This window comes from Kitasatospora gansuensis (assembly GCF_014203705.1).
GTDB classification, from domain to species: Bacteria; Actinomycetota; Actinomycetes; order Streptomycetales; family Streptomycetaceae; genus Kitasatospora; species Kitasatospora gansuensis.
Window position 1 is genome coordinate 5,713,543 of the sequence record NZ_JACHJR010000001.1, and the last position, 15,232, is coordinate 5,728,774.

A 15,232-nucleotide genomic window follows, 5' to 3' on the forward strand; every position below is an offset into this window, starting at 1 on the left:
TGTCATGTGGCAGGTCTTCGGTAGGAAATCCGGCGCCGGATGGCCGGTGGGTACGCTGGGCGGATGCTGTTGCCCGCCGACCTGCCGACGCCGCTCCAGGTGCTCGACGACCCCGACTTTGCGCGGGCCGGCGTGGAGCTGCGGCTGAAGCGGGACGACCTGGCGCACCCGACCGTCCCGGGCAACAAGTGGCGCAAGCTCGCGCCCAACCTGGCGTACGCGGTGGAGACCGGCGCCCGGGGGCTGTACACCTTCGGCGGGGCGTACTCCACGCACCTGCGGGCGGTGGCGGCGGCCGCGCAGGCGCTCGGGCTGCCCAGCATCGGCGTGGTGCGCGGGGACGAACTCGCCGCCGCCCCGCGCAACTGGTCGCTGCGGGCGGCCGAGGGGTGCGGGATGGAGCTCCGCTTCGTCTCCCGGGCCGACTACCGCGCCCTCCTGACGGATCACCAGCCGCTGGCGCCCGGCTGGCTGGTCCTCCCCGAGGGCGGCTCCAACCCGCTCGCCGTCCAGGGGGCCGCCGCCGTCCCGGCCGAGATCCCCGACCTGGGCCCGTCCGACCTGCTGGCCTGCCCGGTCGGCACCGGCGGCACCCTGGCCGGTCTCGCCGCGGGCCTCCCACCCGGCGCCCGGGCCCTGGGCGTCGCCGTCCTGCGCGGCGAGGGCTACCTGGAACGCGAGGTCGCCACCCTCCACCAGGCCACCTACGCCCGCCAGTTCGACAACTGGCGGATCGCCCACACCCACCACGGTGGCGGCTACGGCCGCCTCACCCCCGAACTCACCGCCTTCGCCGAAGAGTTCGAGCAACGCCACGGCCTGGCCCTGGAACGTCGCTATGTCGCCAAAACCCTCCACGCCGTCCACCACGCGGCCACCACCGGGCAGTTGACCTCCGGCACCCGTGTCACCGTGGTCGTCACCGGCTTGCCCGATCCGCTCTGAGGGGCACGGCTCTCCCTCCCGCGGGGCAGGCCGGGATCGTGCGGGCGAGCGATCCTCGCGGGAGGGCGTTCGGCCAGACTTTCGCCAGGCGGGAGGCAGCGGCCCCCGCCGGGTACGAGATCTCGGGGGACACCATGACGACGACGACGGCGGTACGGAGCGGACGGCGGCACGGCCGGGCGGGGTACGTTGCTGCGGCGGTGGCCCTCGCCTACGCGGCACCGCACTTCTGGTGGGGTGCCGGGATCGGTGCCACCTTCCCCGGCGACTTCGCCGACGCCCCGCACGGCACCTGGGAGGCGGCGATCGGCTACTGGGGGATGGGCGGCGTCGCGGTACTCGGCGCGGTCGTCGCACTCGCCCTGGTCCGCCCCTGGGGCCGCCGCCTCCCACGCCGACCGCTCGCCGTCGCGGCGGCTGTCGCCTCGGTCGGCATGACGCTCTGGGGTCTCACCTATTTCGCCCTGCAATATCTGCTCGCCGCCGGCCGGGTCGTCTCGGCCCCGGCCTTCGCCGCCAAGGCCGCGCACCCGCAGGCCGCGTGGGGGCTCTTCTGGTACGCCCTGTTCGTGACGTGGGGCGTCATGCTCGGCACCGCCGCCTGGAGTCGGCTGCGCGGCGGGCGGGCCGGCTGCGCATGCGGCTAGGCAGCGTCCTGGAGATCAGATGAGTGTTTGATCGCTGCCGGAACTCCGTCTCGCTGCGTGCACCAAGGCGCCGGGGCAGGGGACTCACAATCCCTTGGTCGTGGACAACACACTGATGGGGGGTCACCGCCGAACAGCGGTGACCCCCCATCAGGTTGCCGAGCCTCAGCCCAGGGCGATGCGTTCGGCGACGCGCTTGCTGCCGCCGGCCGGCTTGATCAGGTAGAGGTCCAGGCGGAGGTTCTTGGTCCTGGGGGCGAGCTTCTTGACCTCGTCGGCGAGCTTCGGGTCGTCGAGGAAGAGGCGGACGGGGTCGGGGGAGGCGGCGGCGTAGTCCAGCATCTGCTGGGGGGTGCGGGCGAAGAGGGCCCACTCCCAGGTCTTCCAGGAGCGGCCCTGGTCCTGGTTGAGGACGCTCAGCCAGAGGTTGTCCTCGCCGGAGCCCCAGTCGCTGCCGTGGTCGCCCATGGCGCGGGTGCCGGCCAGCGAGATGGTCAGGGCCTTGTCGTGGTCGGGGCGGACGGCCTCGATCGCGGCGATCCGCTGGGCCACGTCCGTCCGGGCGCCGTCGCCGCGGAGCATGGCGCGGCCGGGGCTGGCCGTCCAGCCGGCCTCGCCGCCACCGCCGGGCTGGCCGCTGCTGAGGACGGCGAACAGCAGGCAGCCGGTGGTGACCAGGACGGTGGTGCCGGAGCGGAGCAGGCCGCGGGCACCGGCGTCCGGACGGGTGCCGGCCAGCAGGCGGCGGCCGAGCAGCGGGAGCAGCGCGGCGGCGAAGCAGACCAGGCCGACCACCAGCAGCTGGTGGAGCAGCTTCTCGTAGAAGTACGAGGTGCTGCCGGCCGTCTTCAGCTGGTACTCCATCACGCCGACCACGATCGTGACCATCGCGGCGCTGCTGATCAGGGCGACCCGGCGCGGGCGGTTGGCCCGGGAGGCGCGGGTGAGCAGGGCGGCGACGGTGCCGGCCACCAGCGGGAAGAGGATGTGCCGGCCGACCGGCCCTATCCCGCCCGGGATGGTCAGGACGCTGGCCTCGCCGGCCTGCTTGAGGTTGACGTAGACCGGGAACAGCGCGAGCACGCCGGCCACGGCGCCGGTCAGCAGCAGGCCGATCCAGTGGCTGCGCCAGTCGCGCCAGTGGACCACGGCCCAGGCGAACACCACGGCCCCGGCGGCGGGCAGCAGCAGGTAGTGGCCGAAGGAGATGCCGACGGTCAGCGCGGCGAGCACGACGATCTGCTCACCGGTCCGGGTGAGCGGACGGATCGCCAGGCCGACCAGGACGGCGAGCAGTCCGAGCGCGAAGATCTCGCTGAGGAAGCCGCGTCCGTGCATCTGCGGCAGCTCGGCGACGGCCAGGTAGGCGGCGGTCGGCAGGTAGAGCGCGAGGCCGCGCCAGCCGCGCAGGGCCGGGCCGGCGGCGCGGTGCATGGCCCACAGGATCGCCACCCCGAGGCCGGCCGTGACCAGGGCGTTGAGCAGGACGAACAGCCCGAGCTCGGCCATCGAGCCGGTCGGCGCGGCGCCGCCGTTGACGAACTTGGTGAGCACCGCCAGGATCAGGTGGCTGCCCTGCGGGTAGGTCTGCATGCCCTTCTGCAGGGTGGTCGCCGCGTCGGCCTGGTGCATCGAGGCGAGGCCGCCGACCCGCAGCACGGTGTCGTAGAGCGCGGCGTGCCGGCCGAGGTCCTCGGCCGAGACGATGGTGGCCAGCCGGCCGATGTCGGTGCGGCGCAGCAGCGGGTACAGGAAGAACGCGGCGGTCAGCCCGGCGGAGAGCAGCACGGGGTGGTCGCGGGTGGGCACCAGGCGGCGGACGGTCTCGCCGAACGGGAGCTTCGGTGTGGCGGGGTCGGGCCGGTGCACGGCCCGGATCACCACCAGCAGGACGGCGGTGGCCTCGGCGAGCGCGACCGGGTGCAGACCCCAGGGCCAGCGGCTGGCCAGGATGCCGAGGGCGCAGGTCCAGCCGATCAGCGCGCTGCCGGAGATCATGAACCGGTCGAACGCGGTGGCGCGCGAGCGCACCAGGGTGGCGGCGGCGAACCAGAGCACCACGAAGGTCAGCAGGTCGGCCGAGACCAGGTGGGCCACGGGAGGCAGCACCAGCAGGACGGCCGCGAAGCGGAGCAGCCCGGCGTCCGGCCGGAGCCGGCCGCGGCTTCGGCGGCCGGAGGCCCGGCTCCCGCCGGTGGTCTCCGGATCGCCCTGTATTGAGGCGCCCGCAGCCGTACTGGGTGTCGCTGTCGACACGATTCCCCCGCAAGTGGTTCGACCGATTCTGGATGGAGCCGGCCCCCTGAGCGGAGAAATTCGGCCGCCCCAAGTCTGAACCATCCCCTGTACTGCTACGAAGTCGGGGTGCCTCGCGCCGCCGCGGACGGACCCGATCCGGTTCCCGTCAGACCGCCGGACGGCCTAACCGAACGTCAGGTTGGAGCAGAGGTCGGCGTCGGCCGTGCGGGTGTTGTCGGCGATGCCGGTCGGGACGCCGGTGCCCGAGGGGGTCGGGGTCGGGGTGCCGGCCGGCGTGGTGGGGGAGAGGTCGCGGCCGAGGGTGACGGTGAGGCCGGTGGCCGTGCGGTCGGGCTGCAGGTCGGCGGTGGGGAAGTAGCGGGCCAGGGCCTCGGCCGCGTCGAGCTGGGCGGGCGGGTAGCCGATCACGGTGGTCTTGCGGGTGCTGGTGGGGGTGGGGCCGACGGTGACGTCGGTGTAGCCCTGGGCCCTGAGGGTTTCGGCGGTCTTGGCCGCGAGGTCCGCCGTCCTGGTGGCGTTGAGCAGCACCACGGGAGTGGTGACGGCGGGGATCGAGGGGGTCTCCGAAGGGGCGGCGGTGACCAGGCCGGTCGACTGGCCGTCGAGGGTGCGGTCCTGGCGGAGCAGGTTCCAGAGCTGGTCGACGTCGGGGTGGACCAGGGCGACCCGGTCGCCCTGGTAGCGCCAGGGGACGGTGACGAACTCGATGTCGGCGAGCTTGATGTCCTGGAGCGACTGGGCGAAGTCGACCAGCTTCATCGGGGTGCCGAGGCCGGGGTCGACGGTGAGCGACTTGCTCGCGGCGTCGGCCAGCGGGAGCAGGGTGGTCAGGTTGAAGCCCTGGTCCTGCACCTTCTTGATGAGTGAGGAGAGGAAGGCCTGCTGACGCTTGATCCGGCCGATGTCGGAGCCGTCGCCGAAGCCGTGCCTGGCTCGGACGTAGTCCAGGGCGAGCTGCCCGGAGAGGGTCTGGCGGCCCTTCTCCAGGTGTATGCCGTAGGAGTCGACGGCGTTCGGCACGCAGACGTCGACTCCCTTGACCGCCTCGGTCATCGCGGCGAAGCCCTTGAAGTCGACCACGATGGTGTGGTCGATCCGCAGGCCGGTGAGGGCCTCGACGGTGTTCTGCGAGCAGGCGGGGTTGCCCTGGTCGGAACCGCCGATGGTGAAGGCCGAGTTGAACATCTGGTTGGTGCGCGCGGTGGTCCACTTGCCGTCGGCCTGCTTGCAGGGCGGGATGGTGACCAGGGTGTCCCGGGGTATCGAGACCGCGACCGCGTGCCTGCGGTCGCTGTAGACGTGCAGCAGGATCGCGGTGTCGGAGTGCCCGACGCCCGCGTCGCCGCCGCCGAGGTTGTCGTTGCCGTCGTTGCGGGTGTCGGAGCCGAGCAGCAGGACGTTGACCGGGAGCCCGCCGCCCACCTTGGTGGGGGTGGGGGCCGGCGGGCGGCTGGTGGCGATGCCGCCGGCGTCGAAGGTGGTGATCTGGCCGTCGAGGCGGTGGTAGTACCAGGCTCCGGTGCCCGCGGTGGCCAGCACCAGGACAGCGGCCGTCGCGCCGGCGAACTTGGCCAGCCGCTTTCGGCGGGAGGCAGGCCGGATCTTCGGGTCGCTCATGGGGTCTCAGGCACTCTCTGCTGCGGCCGCTCGGTGCGAGCCGTCGGGGTGCGGCCCGGTCGGGGGCCCTCACTACACAGACGGCTCAGGCACGGCAGTCGGTTACACGAATGCGCAATCTAACCCGGAAGATTTGTACGAGCCCCATCGCCCCCCCCCCGAGCGGGGGTCAGGCCCGGGCCTCGTCCTCGCCCGCGTGCTCGAGGATCCGGCGGAGCAGGTCGCGGAGCTGGGTGCGCTCCTCGTCGTCGAGCGCGGCGAGCGGCTCGCGGGCGAAGTTGAGCGACTCGCGGAGCTCCTCGGAGGCGGCGCCGCCGGAGTCGGTGGCGGCCACCAGCTTGACCCGACGGTCCTGCGGGTCGGCCTCCCGGGTGACGAAGCCGCGGCCCTCCAGCCGGTCCACGATGCCGGTGATGTTGGACGGCTCGCAGCTCAGCGTCTGGGCGATGTGCCGCATCGGCATCGGGCCGCGCCGGAGCAGGGCGAGCACCTTGGCCTGCGCGCCGGTGAGCGAGCGGGCGGCGGCGGCTTCCTCGTACTCGCGGTGGAAGAGCGCGACCAGGCCGGCCATGAGGTCGACGACCTCGCGGGTGATCGCGTCGGTGGGCGCGGCGGCTTCCTGGGTGGGCTTCGTCTCCATGGTGCCCAGTCTAGCTGAATATTTGACAAGGTGAACCTTTCATGTCCACGATTGCTTCAGTAGGTCAACCTTTCAGGCTCGGCACGACGAGGAGTACCGCCATGGCAGAGCAGGCGACGCCCACCACCGGCCGCGAGTGGCAGCTGGCCGCCCGCCCGGACGGCTGGCCCAAGCCGTCCGACTTCGCGCTGGTCGAGGCGCCGGTCGGGCAGCCCGGTCCCGGCCAGATCCTGGTCCGCAACGAGTACCTCTCGGTCGACCCCTACATGCGCGGCCGGATGAACGACGTGAAGTCGTACGTCCCGCCGTTCCAGCTCGGGCAGACCATGGACGGCGGCGTGGTCGGCTACGTGGTGGCCTCCGAGGCGGACGGCTTCCAGGTCGGCGACGCGGTGCTGCACGGGTTCGGCTGGCGCGAGTACGCGACCCTGGACGCCAAGCACGCGGTGAAGGTGGACGCCGAACTCGCCCCGCTCTCCTACTACCTGGGCGTGCTCGGGATGCCCGGCCTGACCGCCTACGCGGGTCTGCTGGAGGTCGGGAGCCTGCAGGAGGGTGACACCGTCTTCGTCTCCGGCGCGGCCGGCGCGGTCGGTTCGCTGGTCGGCCAGATCGCCAGGCTCAAGGGCGCGAAGCGGGTCATCGGCTCGGCCGGTTCGGCGCAGAAGGTGGCCACCCTGGTGGACGGCTACGGCTTCGACGCCGCCTTCAACTACAAGGACGCCCCGGTCCGCGAGCAGCTCGCGGCCGCCGCCCCGGACGGGATCGACGTCTACTTCGACAACGTCGGCGGCGACCACCTGGAGGCCGCGATCGGTGCGCTCAACGTGCACGGCCGGGCCGTCCTGTGCGGGGCCATCGCGCAGTACAACGACACCACCGCGCCGGCCGGACCGCGCAACCTCGCGCTGGCGATCGGCAAGCGGCTGCGCCTGCAGGGCCTGCTGGTCCGTGACCACGCCGCGCTCCAGGGGCAGTTCGTCGCCGAGGTGGCCGGCTGGCTGACCGACGGGAAGCTGCGCTACGACGAGACAGTGGTGGACGGCGTGGAGAACACCGCCGACGCCTTCATCGGCATGCTCGGCGGAGCCAACACCGGCAAGATGGTGGTCCGGCTCGCGCACTGACGGCTGCCCCACTGACGGCTGTTGACGAACGCCCCTGCGACGCCCGCCCGTTGCGCACCGCCCCCGCCCTCCCCGGGCGGGGGCGGTTTGGGTACGGGCGCGTACCGGCGGCCGCGCGGCCCCGATCCGACGGACCGTCATACGGGGCCCTGGAGTGGGCGCTACGGTGGAACCGTCCGGGATGGGGCCGTTCGGGGGAGAGATCCCGACGAGGGGTAGACCTCGGGGTGGATCGGGCTAGCATTGGGTGAAAGCTTGTCCGTTTTGCTCAACTTAATTACCTATATGTCGAATAAGTTGGGCACGGCAGGGGCAGGACCGAAAAGACAGAAGCGGCGCAACCGGCGACGGGCACGAGGCAGCTGGGGAAGGCGACCCTCGTCCACAGCCTGGAGGTCCCGGTGACGACACGTGGAGTCCTGTACATCCACTCCGCGCCCCGCGCGCTGTGCCCGCACGTCGAGTGGGCGGTGGCGGGCGTGCTCGGCGTGCGGATCAGTCTCGACTGGATCCGCCAGCCGGCCGCGCCCGGCCACTGGCGGGCCGAGCTCTCCTGGCAGGGGGAGCCCGGCATCGCCTCGCGGCTGGCATCCGCCCTGCGCGGCTGGCAGTTGATCCGTTTCGAGGTCACCAGCGAGCCCACCACGAGCACCGAGGGCGAGCGCTACAGCTCCACCCCCACGCTCGGCATCTTCCACGCCGTCACCGGCATCCACGGCGACATCCTGATCCCCGAGGACCGGCTGCGGGCCGTGCTGCTCCGGGCCAGGAACGAGGGCACCGACCTGGAGGCCGACCTGTGCCGGCTGCTCGGCAAGCCCTGGGACGACGAGCTGGAGCCGTTCCGCTACGCCGGTGAGGGTGCTCCGGTCCGCTGGCTGCACCAGGTGGTCTGACGATCCGACGAACGCCACGGGCCCGGTACGCGGAAGAACTCGCGTACCGGGCCCGCGGCGTGAACGACGGTGCGTCAGATGGTGCGGAAGGCCAGCACCACGTTGTGGCCGCCGAAGCCGAACGAGTTGTTCAGCGCGGCGATCCGGCCCTCGGGGAGCTTGCGCGGCTCGCCCTGGACGATGTCGGCCTCGACCTCGGGGTCGGCGTCGTCCAGGTTGATGGTCGGCGGGGCCAGCCGGTGGTACAGGGCCAGCACGGTGGCGACGGTCTCGATGCCGCCGGCGCCGCCGAGCAGGTGACCGGTCATCGACTTGGTGGCCGAGACGGCGACGTGGTCGAGGTGCTCACCGAGCTCCTTGCGGAGCGCCTTGAGCTCGGCGACGTCACCCTGCGGGGTGGACGTGGCGTGCGCGTTGACGTGCACGATGTCGGCCTTGTCGAGGTCGTTCTGCTCGAAGAGCTGAGCGATCGCGCGGGCCACCCCGGAGCCGGTCGGCTCGGGCTGGGCGATGTGGTGGGCGTCCGAGGAGAGACCCTGGCCGACCGCCTCGCAGTAGACCCGGGCGCCGCGCGCGGCGGCGTGCTCGGCCGACTCCAGCACGACCACGCCCGCGCCCTCGCCGAGCACGAAGCCGTCGCGGGCCTTGTCGTACGGGCGGGAGGCCGCCTGCGGGTTCTCGTTGTTCTTGGACATCGCCATCATGTTGGCGAAGGCCACGATCGGCAGCGGGTGGATCGCCGCCTCGGTGCCACCGGCCACCACGACGTCGGCGCGGCCGGTACGGATCATCTCGATCGCGTAGCCGATCGCCTCGGCGCCGGAGGCGCAGGCGGAGACGGGGGTGTGCACACCCGCGCGGGCGCCGACCTCCAGGCCGACGTTGGCCGCCGGGGAGTTGGGCATCAGCATCGGGACGGTGTGCGGGGAGACCTTGCGGACGCCCTTCTCCTTCAGTACGTCGTACTGGTCGAGCAGGGTGGTCACGCCACCGATGCCGGAGGCGATGACGGCGCCCAGGCGCTCGGGGGCGAGCTTGGAGGACTCGTCGGTGGCGGGCGTCTCGTAGCCGGCGTCGGCCCAGGCCTCGCGGGCCGCGATCAGCGCGAACTGCGCCGAGCGGTCCAGCTTGCGGGCCAGCGGGCGGGGCAGCACGTCGCCGGGCTCGACCGCGGTGCGCGCGGCGATCCGGACGGGCAGGTCGGCGGCCCACTCCTCGGTCAGCGCTGCCACCCCGGAACGGCCTTCCATCAGGCCCTCCCAGAACGAGGCGGCGTCGCCGCCCAGCGGCGTGAAGGCGCCGATACCCGTGACGACCACGGTGCGGTTTTCAGCGGTCACTGGTTTCTTCTTCTCTCACGTGTGGCAGGTGGCGGCGGTGCCGGGGGAGGGGTGACCGGGCGGCCGGGGTGTGCACTCCGGCCGCCCGGGCGGTCAGTTCGAACTGACCGTGGATCAGGCGGCGTTCTTGAGGATGTAGTCCACGGCGTCGCCGACGGTCTTGAGGTTCTTGACCTCGTCGTCCGGGATCTTCACGTCGAACTTCTCCTCGGCGGCCACGACGACCTCGACCATGGAGAGCGAGTCGACGTCCAGGTCGTCGGTGAAGGACTTGTCGAGCTCGACGTCCTCGGCCGGGATGCCGGCGATCTCGTTGACGATCTCGGCAAGACCGGTCAGAACCTCGTCCTTGGTAGCCATTCTGGCTGCTCCTCTTCGGTGTTGACAGCGACCACCCGGCGGGCCGTCGCAGGTTTGTGATGGGGCGTAGATGCCTAGGGGAGAGTAACGACTGCGGCGGCGTACACGAGACCCGCCCCGAAGCCGATGATCAGCGCGAGGTCGCCGCTGCGGGCCTCGCCGCTCTCCAGCATGCGTTCCATGGCCAGCGGGATGGAGGCCGCGGAGGTGTTCCCGGTCTCGGCGATGTCGCGGGCGACCGGCACCGTGGCGGGCAGCTTGAGCGCCTTGATCATGGCGTCGGTGATCCGCATGTTGGCCTGGTGCGGGATGAACGCACCGAGCTGGTCCGCGGTGATCCCGGCGGCGTCCAGCGCCTGCTGGGCCACCTTGGCCATCTCCCAGACCGCCCAGCGGAAGACCGACTGACCCTCCATCCGCAGGGCCGGCCACTTCACCTCCTCGCCCGTCCCGTTCACCGCGTCCGCCTTGGCGAACGCGGTGTCCCAGGCCTGGGTCTGCGAGATGACGTCCTTCTGCGCGCCGTCCGAACCCCAGATCACCTTGCCGATGCCGGGCGTGTCGGACGGGCCGACGATCGCGGCGCCCGCGCCGTCGCCGAAGATGAACGCGGTCGACCGGTCCGAGGTGTCGGTCAGGTCGCTGAGCCGCTCGACGCCGATCACCAGCACGTACCCGGCGCTGCCGCCGCGCACCATGCCGTCGGCCAGGCTCAGGCCGTAGCCGAAGCCCGCGCAGGCGGCCGAGATGTCGAAGGCCGGGGCGGTGCCGCAGCCGAGCCGCTGGGCGATCTCGGTGGCGATCGCCGGGGTCTGCTTGAGGTGCGAGACGGTGGCCACGATCACGCCGCCGATCTGCTCCGGGTCGATGCCGGCCTGGGCGATCGCCTTGCCGGCGGCCTGCACCGACATCTCGGCGACGGTCTCCTCCGGGCCGGCCCAGCGGCGCTCGGTGATCCCGCTGCGGGAACGGATCCACTCGTCCGAGGAGTCGATCCAGTTCAGGACCTCGGAGTTGGGGATCACCCGAACGGGGCGGTAGCCGCCGACACCGTGGATGCGGGAGTACGTGGCACCGGTGGTCGGCTGGATCTGAGGCGAAGTCATGCGTCCTGCTCCTGCCCGCCGTGCTCCTCGATCAGGGCACGCGCCTTGTCGAGGTCGGCCGGGGTCTTGAGGGCCAGCGTCGCGACACCCTTGACGTTGCGCTTGACCAGGTTGGTGAGGGTTCCGGCCGGGGAGAGCTCGATGACGGCGGTGGCACCGAGCTGCTGCAGGGTCTCCATGCAGAGGTCCCAGCGGACCGGGTTGGAGACCTGGGAGACCAGGCGGTCCAGTACTTCGGTACCGGACTGTACGACCTCACCGTCCTTGTTGGACAGGTAGCCGACCTTCGGGTCGTGGACCGTCAGGGTCGGCGCGAGCTTGGCCAGCCGCTCCACGCCCGGGGCCATGTGCTCGGTGTGGAACGCCCCGGCCACCTTGAGCGGGATCACCCGGGCGCCGGCCGGCGGGTCCGCCTTCAGCGCCGCGAGCTGGTCCAGCGTGCCGGCCGCGACCAGCTGGCCGCCGCCGTTGTTGTTGGCCGCGGTCAGACCGTGCTCGGCCAGCTTCGCGGCGACCACCTCGGGGTCGCCGCCCAGCAGGGCGGTCATCCCGGTGGCCGTCACGGTGGCGGCCTCGGCCATCGCCAGGCTGCGCTCGCGGACGAACACCAGCGCCTCCTCGACGCTGAGCACACCGGCCAGCGCGGCGGCGGTGATCTCACCGACGCTGTGCCCGGCGACCGCGGCGAACGGGCCGCCGGTCGGGGCGCCGAACAACTCGGTGGCGGTGAGCAGGCCCGCGGCGACCAGCAACGGCTGGGCGACGGCGGTGTCCTTGATCTCCTCCTCGGAGCCCTCGGTGCCGTACCGGACCAGATCGAGCCCGGCCACGTCGGACCAGGCCTTCAGCCGGTCGGCAGCGCCGTCCAGCTCAAGCCAGGGGTTGAGGAATCCGGGGGTCTGGGCACCCTGTCCAGGGGCGACGATTACGAGCACGGTTCAACCCTCTCTCGCCAGGCACCCGAGGGCGGGTAGGCGACGGTAACGAAGAAAAGCACGCCGGATTGTGGAGTCCCTACAGCGTGTCAGTCATGATTGGCGGCCGAGCCGAGTCGGCCCAGGGCCAGCGCGATCCGCAGTGTGAAGGCCGAACGCACGTCGGACGGAGCATATCCGGTGACGTCGGTCACACGACGAAGCCGGTAGCGCACGGTGTTTGGGTGGACGAAGAGCATCCGGGCGGCACCCTCCAGCGAGGAGGCCTGCTCCAGATAGACACTCAACGTCTCCAGGAGTGCCGACCCGGCCTCGTCCAGCGGTGTGTAGATCTCCTCCACCAGCTGCCGCCGGGCCGCCTGGTCGCCCGCCAGCGCCCGTTCGGGCAGCAGGTCGTCGGCCAGCACCGGGCGCGGGGCGTCCGGCCAGGCCGCACAGGCCTTCAGCCCGGCCGCCGCCGCGTGCGCGGACCTGGTCGCCGAGAGCAGGTCGCCGACCGTCGGGCCGACCACCACCGGGCCTGGCGCGAACTGCCCGATCAGCGCCCGGGCGGCGTGCACCGGCTCCTTGTCGCCACCGACCACCACCACCAGACGCTTGCCCAGCACCCCGGTCAGCACGTGCAGCTTGGCGTATCTGGCGGCCCGTCGGATCGCCTCCACCACCAGCTCGCTGTCCCCGTCCGGGGCGCTGCCCATCACCACCCGGACCTGGCTGGGCTGGCCCCAGCCGAGCGCGGCGGCCCGGGACAGCACGCCCTCGTCCGCGTCGCCGGAGAGCAGCGAGTTGACGACCAGGGCTTCCAGCCGGGCGTCCCAGGCGCCGCGCGCCTCGGCCGCCTGGGCGTACACCTGCGCGGTGGCGAAGGCGATTTCCCGGGCGTAGACCAGCACCGACTCCCGCATGCCCGCTTCGTCGCCGGGCGCGGCCACCTCGTCGATGGCCTCCTCCATCACCTCGATCGTGGTGCGGATCAGCTCCACGGTCTGCCGGAGCGTGATCGCCCTGGTCAGCTCGCGCGGGGCGGTGCCGAACACGTCGGTGGAGATCGCCTGCGGGGCGTCCGGGTGCCGGTACCACTCGGTGAACGCGGCGATACCGGCCTGGGCGACCAGGCCGATCCAGGACCGGTGCTCCGGCGGCATCCGCCGGTACCAGCCCAGCTGGTCGTCCATCCGGGCGATCGCGGCGGTGGCCAGCTTGCCCGAGGACTTCTCCAGGCGCTTGAGCGTGGCAGCCCGCAGCTCGGCCCGCTCGGTGGCCAGCCTGCGCTCCTGCGCGGTCAGCCGACCACCCCGGCGGGGCTTCGGCTGCTCGGGCTGCTTGGCAGCCGCGGTGGCCTGCTCGGCCGCGGTCTTCTTGTCGGAACTCGCTGAAGCGGATGGCACAGGGACAAGACTGCCTCACGTACGGCGCGCCTCGTACCCGCCCCCGCCGATCGGGCCGGTGGCCCACGTCACACCGGCCTCCCGTCGGCCTCCCGGAAGCCGGGTCGTTCGGGCACTACGGTGGCCTGGTGACCGAAGCCGCCACCCGCGCCCGCGCCGACCTGCGCCGGGCCTCCGAACGCTACGAATCCACCCCGGCCGAGGGCATCGAGACCCGGCACGCCTTCTCCTTCTCCGGCCACTACGACCCGAAGAACGTCCACTTCGGCGCCCTGCTGGCGGTCAACGAGGAGACCCTCGCCCCCGGCGCGGGCTACGACGACCACAAGCACCGGGACACCGAGATCCTCACCTGGGTCCTCTCCGGCGCCCTCGCCCACCGGGACGGCCACGGCCACGCGGGCGTGGTCCGCCCCGGCATGCTCCAGTGGCAGAGCGCCGGCTCGGGCATCACCCACACCGAACGCAACGTCGGCGGCGCGGCCGAACCGGTCCGCTTCGTCCAGATGTGGCTGCAGCCGGACGTCTTCGACGCACCCCCGGCGTACGGCCTGCGGCGGGTCGAGCGCGCGGCGGACGGGCTGACGCTGCTCGCCTCCGGCCTGACGCGGGACGCCGCTTCGGAGGCGCTGCGGCTGCGGCGCGGTGACGCGGCGCTCTGGCTGGTCACGGCCGGGCCCTGGGAGCCGCTGCCGCCGCTGCCCGAAGCACCGTTCCGCTACGCGCATCTGACGGCGGGTTCGCTGGGGTACCGCACCGTGCCAGGCCCGCAGGGCGGCGGCCGCTCGATGGAGCCCGGCGACAGCGTCCGCGCCACCGGCGACGCCTTCGCCGACCCCACGGCGGGGGCCGACGGCGTGGAGCTGCTTTTTTGGGAGATGCACTCACCCGTCACATACGGCTGACCCTAAGTGGCTACGGTCAGGGGCTCGGGGAACTGCGAGGAGATCTGGCGTTCGGGTCACTGCGAAAGTGCCTGACCACCCCTGTACGGATCACCTTTTCCGAGGTCGGCGTCGCAGTTCCCCGAGCCCCTGGTGGTGGTTGCCCTAGCGGAGTTCGTTCAGCACCGCGTCGGTGAAGACCGGCCAGACCTCCGCCGCCCACGGGCCGAAGTCGCGGTCGGTGAGGGCGATGCAGGCGACGCCCGCGGCCGGGTCGACCCAGAGGAAGGTGCCGGACTGGCCGAAGTGGCCGAAGGTGGCGGGGGAGCTGTGGGTGCCGGTCCAGTGCGGGGACTTCTCGCTGCGGATCTCGAAGCCGAGGCCCCAGTCGTTGGGCCGCCGGTGCCCGAAGCCGGGGAGGACGCCGCCCAGGCCGGGCCAGGCCACCTCGCGGGTGGCGGCGTGCACGGTGGAGGGGTCGAGCAGCCGGGGGGCCTGCAGCTCGGCGGCGAACTTGGCCAGGTCGGCGACGGTGGAGAGGCCGCCGGCCCCGGCGGGGGTCCGGTGGGCGGTGTTGATCAGGGTGGAGGTCATCCCGAGCGGGGCGAAGACCGCCTCCTGGGCGTACTGGGCGAAGTTGATCCCGGACGCCTTGGTCAGGGTGTCCGCCAGCACGTCGAACCCGGCGTTGGAGTAGAGCCGCCGCTCACCGGGCGGGGCCATCACCCGGTGCTCGTCGAAGGCCAGCCCGGAGGTGTGCGCCAGCAGGTGACGGACCGTCGAACCCTCGGGACCGGCCGGGTCGTCCAGCTCGAAGACGCCCTCCTCGACCGCGACCAGCACCGCGTACGCGGTGAGCGGCTTGGTCACCGACGCCAACGGGAACAGCTGGTCCTGCGGCCCCGCCGCACCCAGCACCACCCCGTCACTACCCCGCACCACCGCGGCCGCAGCGGTGGGCACCGGCCAGTCCTCGATCATCCGCAAGCTCTGCATGGGCCCGACTCTAACGACTCACCCGGTCGCCCCGGAGTGCCGGGCTTGCCTAGAGTGCGCTCCAACTCAGTAGCTTCGTGAACGTCACTTCC

The 15,232-nt window shown here is 72.2% G+C and carries 14 protein-coding genes; 5 read left to right on the forward strand and 9 right to left on the reverse strand.

Going from position 1 to position 15,232, the window contains the following annotated elements:
• The first annotated feature begins 63 nt into the window (after positions 1–63).
• Together F4556_RS25720 and F4556_RS25725 are read left to right on the forward strand one after the other, a co-directional pair.
• Positions 64–945 carry a 1-aminocyclopropane-1-carboxylate deaminase/D-cysteine desulfhydrase gene (locus F4556_RS25720; protein ID WP_184920016.1) on the forward strand — a complete coding sequence of 294 codons (882 nt, stop codon included), beginning with the start codon at positions 64–66 and terminating at the stop codon, positions 943–945.
• Positions 946–1,079: 134 nt separating this feature from the next.
• Positions 1,080–1,592, forward strand: a complete 513-nt coding sequence (locus tag F4556_RS25725; RefSeq protein ID WP_184920017.1) for a DUF3995 domain-containing protein — start codon at positions 1,080–1,082, stop codon at positions 1,590–1,592.
• Between the two features lie 165 nt (positions 1,593–1,757).
• On the opposite strand, the gene F4556_RS25730 is transcribed toward F4556_RS25725, so the two are convergent.
• The 3 genes from F4556_RS25730 to F4556_RS25740 form a co-directional block, all read right to left on the reverse strand.
• The gene (locus tag F4556_RS25730; protein WP_184920019.1) at positions 1,758–3,848 is read right to left on the reverse strand and encodes a hypothetical protein; all 2,091 of its coding nucleotides are present in this window, start codon (positions 3,846–3,848) and stop codon (positions 1,758–1,760) included.
• A gap of 165 nt (positions 3,849–4,013) precedes the next feature.
• Entirely contained in the window at positions 4,014–5,468 is a 1,455-nt protein-coding gene (locus tag F4556_RS25735; protein ID WP_184920021.1) for an LCP family protein, read from the reverse strand.
• 169 nt (positions 5,469–5,637) lie between these two features.
• Complete coding sequence (locus F4556_RS25740) at positions 5,638–6,108, reverse strand: MarR family winged helix-turn-helix transcriptional regulator (protein ID WP_184920023.1); 471 nt, start codon at positions 6,106–6,108, stop codon at positions 5,638–5,640.
• Positions 6,109–6,209: 101 nt separating this feature from the next.
• On the opposite strand from F4556_RS25740, the gene F4556_RS25745 reads away from it, so the two are divergent.
• A complete protein-coding gene (locus F4556_RS25745; protein WP_184920025.1) occupies positions 6,210–7,235 on the forward strand; it encodes an NADP-dependent oxidoreductase in 1,026 nt (341 codons plus the stop codon).
• A 401-nt stretch (positions 7,236–7,636) separates the two neighbouring features.
• Positions 7,637–8,131, forward strand: coding sequence for a DUF3145 domain-containing protein (locus tag F4556_RS25750; RefSeq protein ID WP_184920027.1), 495 nt, complete (start codon positions 7,637–7,639; stop codon positions 8,129–8,131).
• Positions 8,132–8,205: 74 nt separating this feature from the next.
• On the opposite strand, the gene fabF is transcribed toward F4556_RS25750, so the two are convergent.
• From fabF to F4556_RS25775, 5 genes are all read right to left on the reverse strand, one after another.
• Positions 8,206–9,471 (reverse strand): beta-ketoacyl-ACP synthase II, encoded by a 1,266-nt coding sequence (gene fabF, locus F4556_RS25755; protein ID WP_184920030.1) that lies wholly within the window; start codon positions 9,469–9,471, stop codon positions 8,206–8,208.
• Positions 9,472–9,585: 114 nt separating this feature from the next.
• Positions 9,586–9,831, reverse strand: coding sequence for an acyl carrier protein (locus tag F4556_RS25760; RefSeq protein WP_184920032.1), 246 nt, complete (start codon positions 9,829–9,831; stop codon positions 9,586–9,588).
• 74 nt (positions 9,832–9,905) lie between these two features.
• Entirely contained in the window at positions 9,906–10,937 is a 1,032-nt protein-coding gene (locus tag F4556_RS25765) for a beta-ketoacyl-ACP synthase III (protein WP_184920034.1), read from the reverse strand.
• On the reverse strand, positions 10,934–11,872 hold the full coding sequence (locus tag F4556_RS25770) for an ACP S-malonyltransferase (protein WP_184920036.1): 939 nt from the start codon (positions 11,870–11,872) through the stop codon (positions 10,934–10,936). The genes F4556_RS25765 and F4556_RS25770 overlap by 4 nt, the downstream gene beginning before the upstream one ends.
• A gap of 89 nt (positions 11,873–11,961) precedes the next feature.
• Complete coding sequence (locus F4556_RS25775) at positions 11,962–13,158, reverse strand: PucR family transcriptional regulator (RefSeq protein ID WP_184925161.1); 1,197 nt, start codon at positions 13,156–13,158, stop codon at positions 11,962–11,964.
• Positions 13,159–13,388: 230 nt separating this feature from the next.
• On the opposite strand from F4556_RS25775, the gene F4556_RS25780 reads away from it, so the two are divergent.
• The gene (locus F4556_RS25780) at positions 13,389–14,165 is read left to right on the forward strand and encodes a pirin family protein (RefSeq protein WP_184920038.1); all 777 of its coding nucleotides are present in this window, start codon (positions 13,389–13,391) and stop codon (positions 14,163–14,165) included.
• A gap of 144 nt (positions 14,166–14,309) precedes the next feature.
• Here the strand turns inward: F4556_RS25780 and F4556_RS25785 are convergent, their stop codons facing one another.
• On the reverse strand, positions 14,310–15,140 hold the full coding sequence (locus tag F4556_RS25785; protein WP_184920040.1) for a serine hydrolase domain-containing protein: 831 nt from the start codon (positions 15,138–15,140) through the stop codon (positions 14,310–14,312).
• Between the last annotated feature and the right edge of the window lie 92 nt (positions 15,141–15,232).

Bases quoted from the DNA above. Each gene is read 5' to 3' on its own strand.
- F4556_RS25720 (WP_184920016.1), top strand. From the start codon at position 64: ATGCTGTTGCCCGCCGACCTGCCGACGCCGCTCCAGGTGCTCGACGAC.
- F4556_RS25725 (WP_184920017.1), top strand. From the start codon at position 1,080: ATGACGACGACGACGGCGGTACGGAGCGGACGGCGGCACGGCCGGGCG.
- F4556_RS25735 (WP_184920021.1), bottom strand. From the start codon at position 5,468: ATGAGCGACCCGAAGATCCGGCCTGCCTCCCGCCGAAAGCGGCTGGCC.
- F4556_RS25740 (WP_184920023.1), bottom strand. From the start codon at position 6,108: ATGGAGACGAAGCCCACCCAGGAAGCCGCCGCGCCCACCGACGCGATC.
- F4556_RS25745 (WP_184920025.1), top strand. From the start codon at position 6,210: ATGGCAGAGCAGGCGACGCCCACCACCGGCCGCGAGTGGCAGCTGGCC.
- F4556_RS25760 (WP_184920032.1), bottom strand. From the start codon at position 9,831: ATGGCTACCAAGGACGAGGTTCTGACCGGTCTTGCCGAGATCGTCAAC.
- F4556_RS25765 (WP_184920034.1), bottom strand. From the start codon at position 10,937: ATGACTTCGCCTCAGATCCAGCCGACCACCGGTGCCACGTACTCCCGC.
- F4556_RS25785 (WP_184920040.1), bottom strand. From the start codon at position 15,140: ATGCAGAGCTTGCGGATGATCGAGGACTGGCCGGTGCCCACCGCTGCG.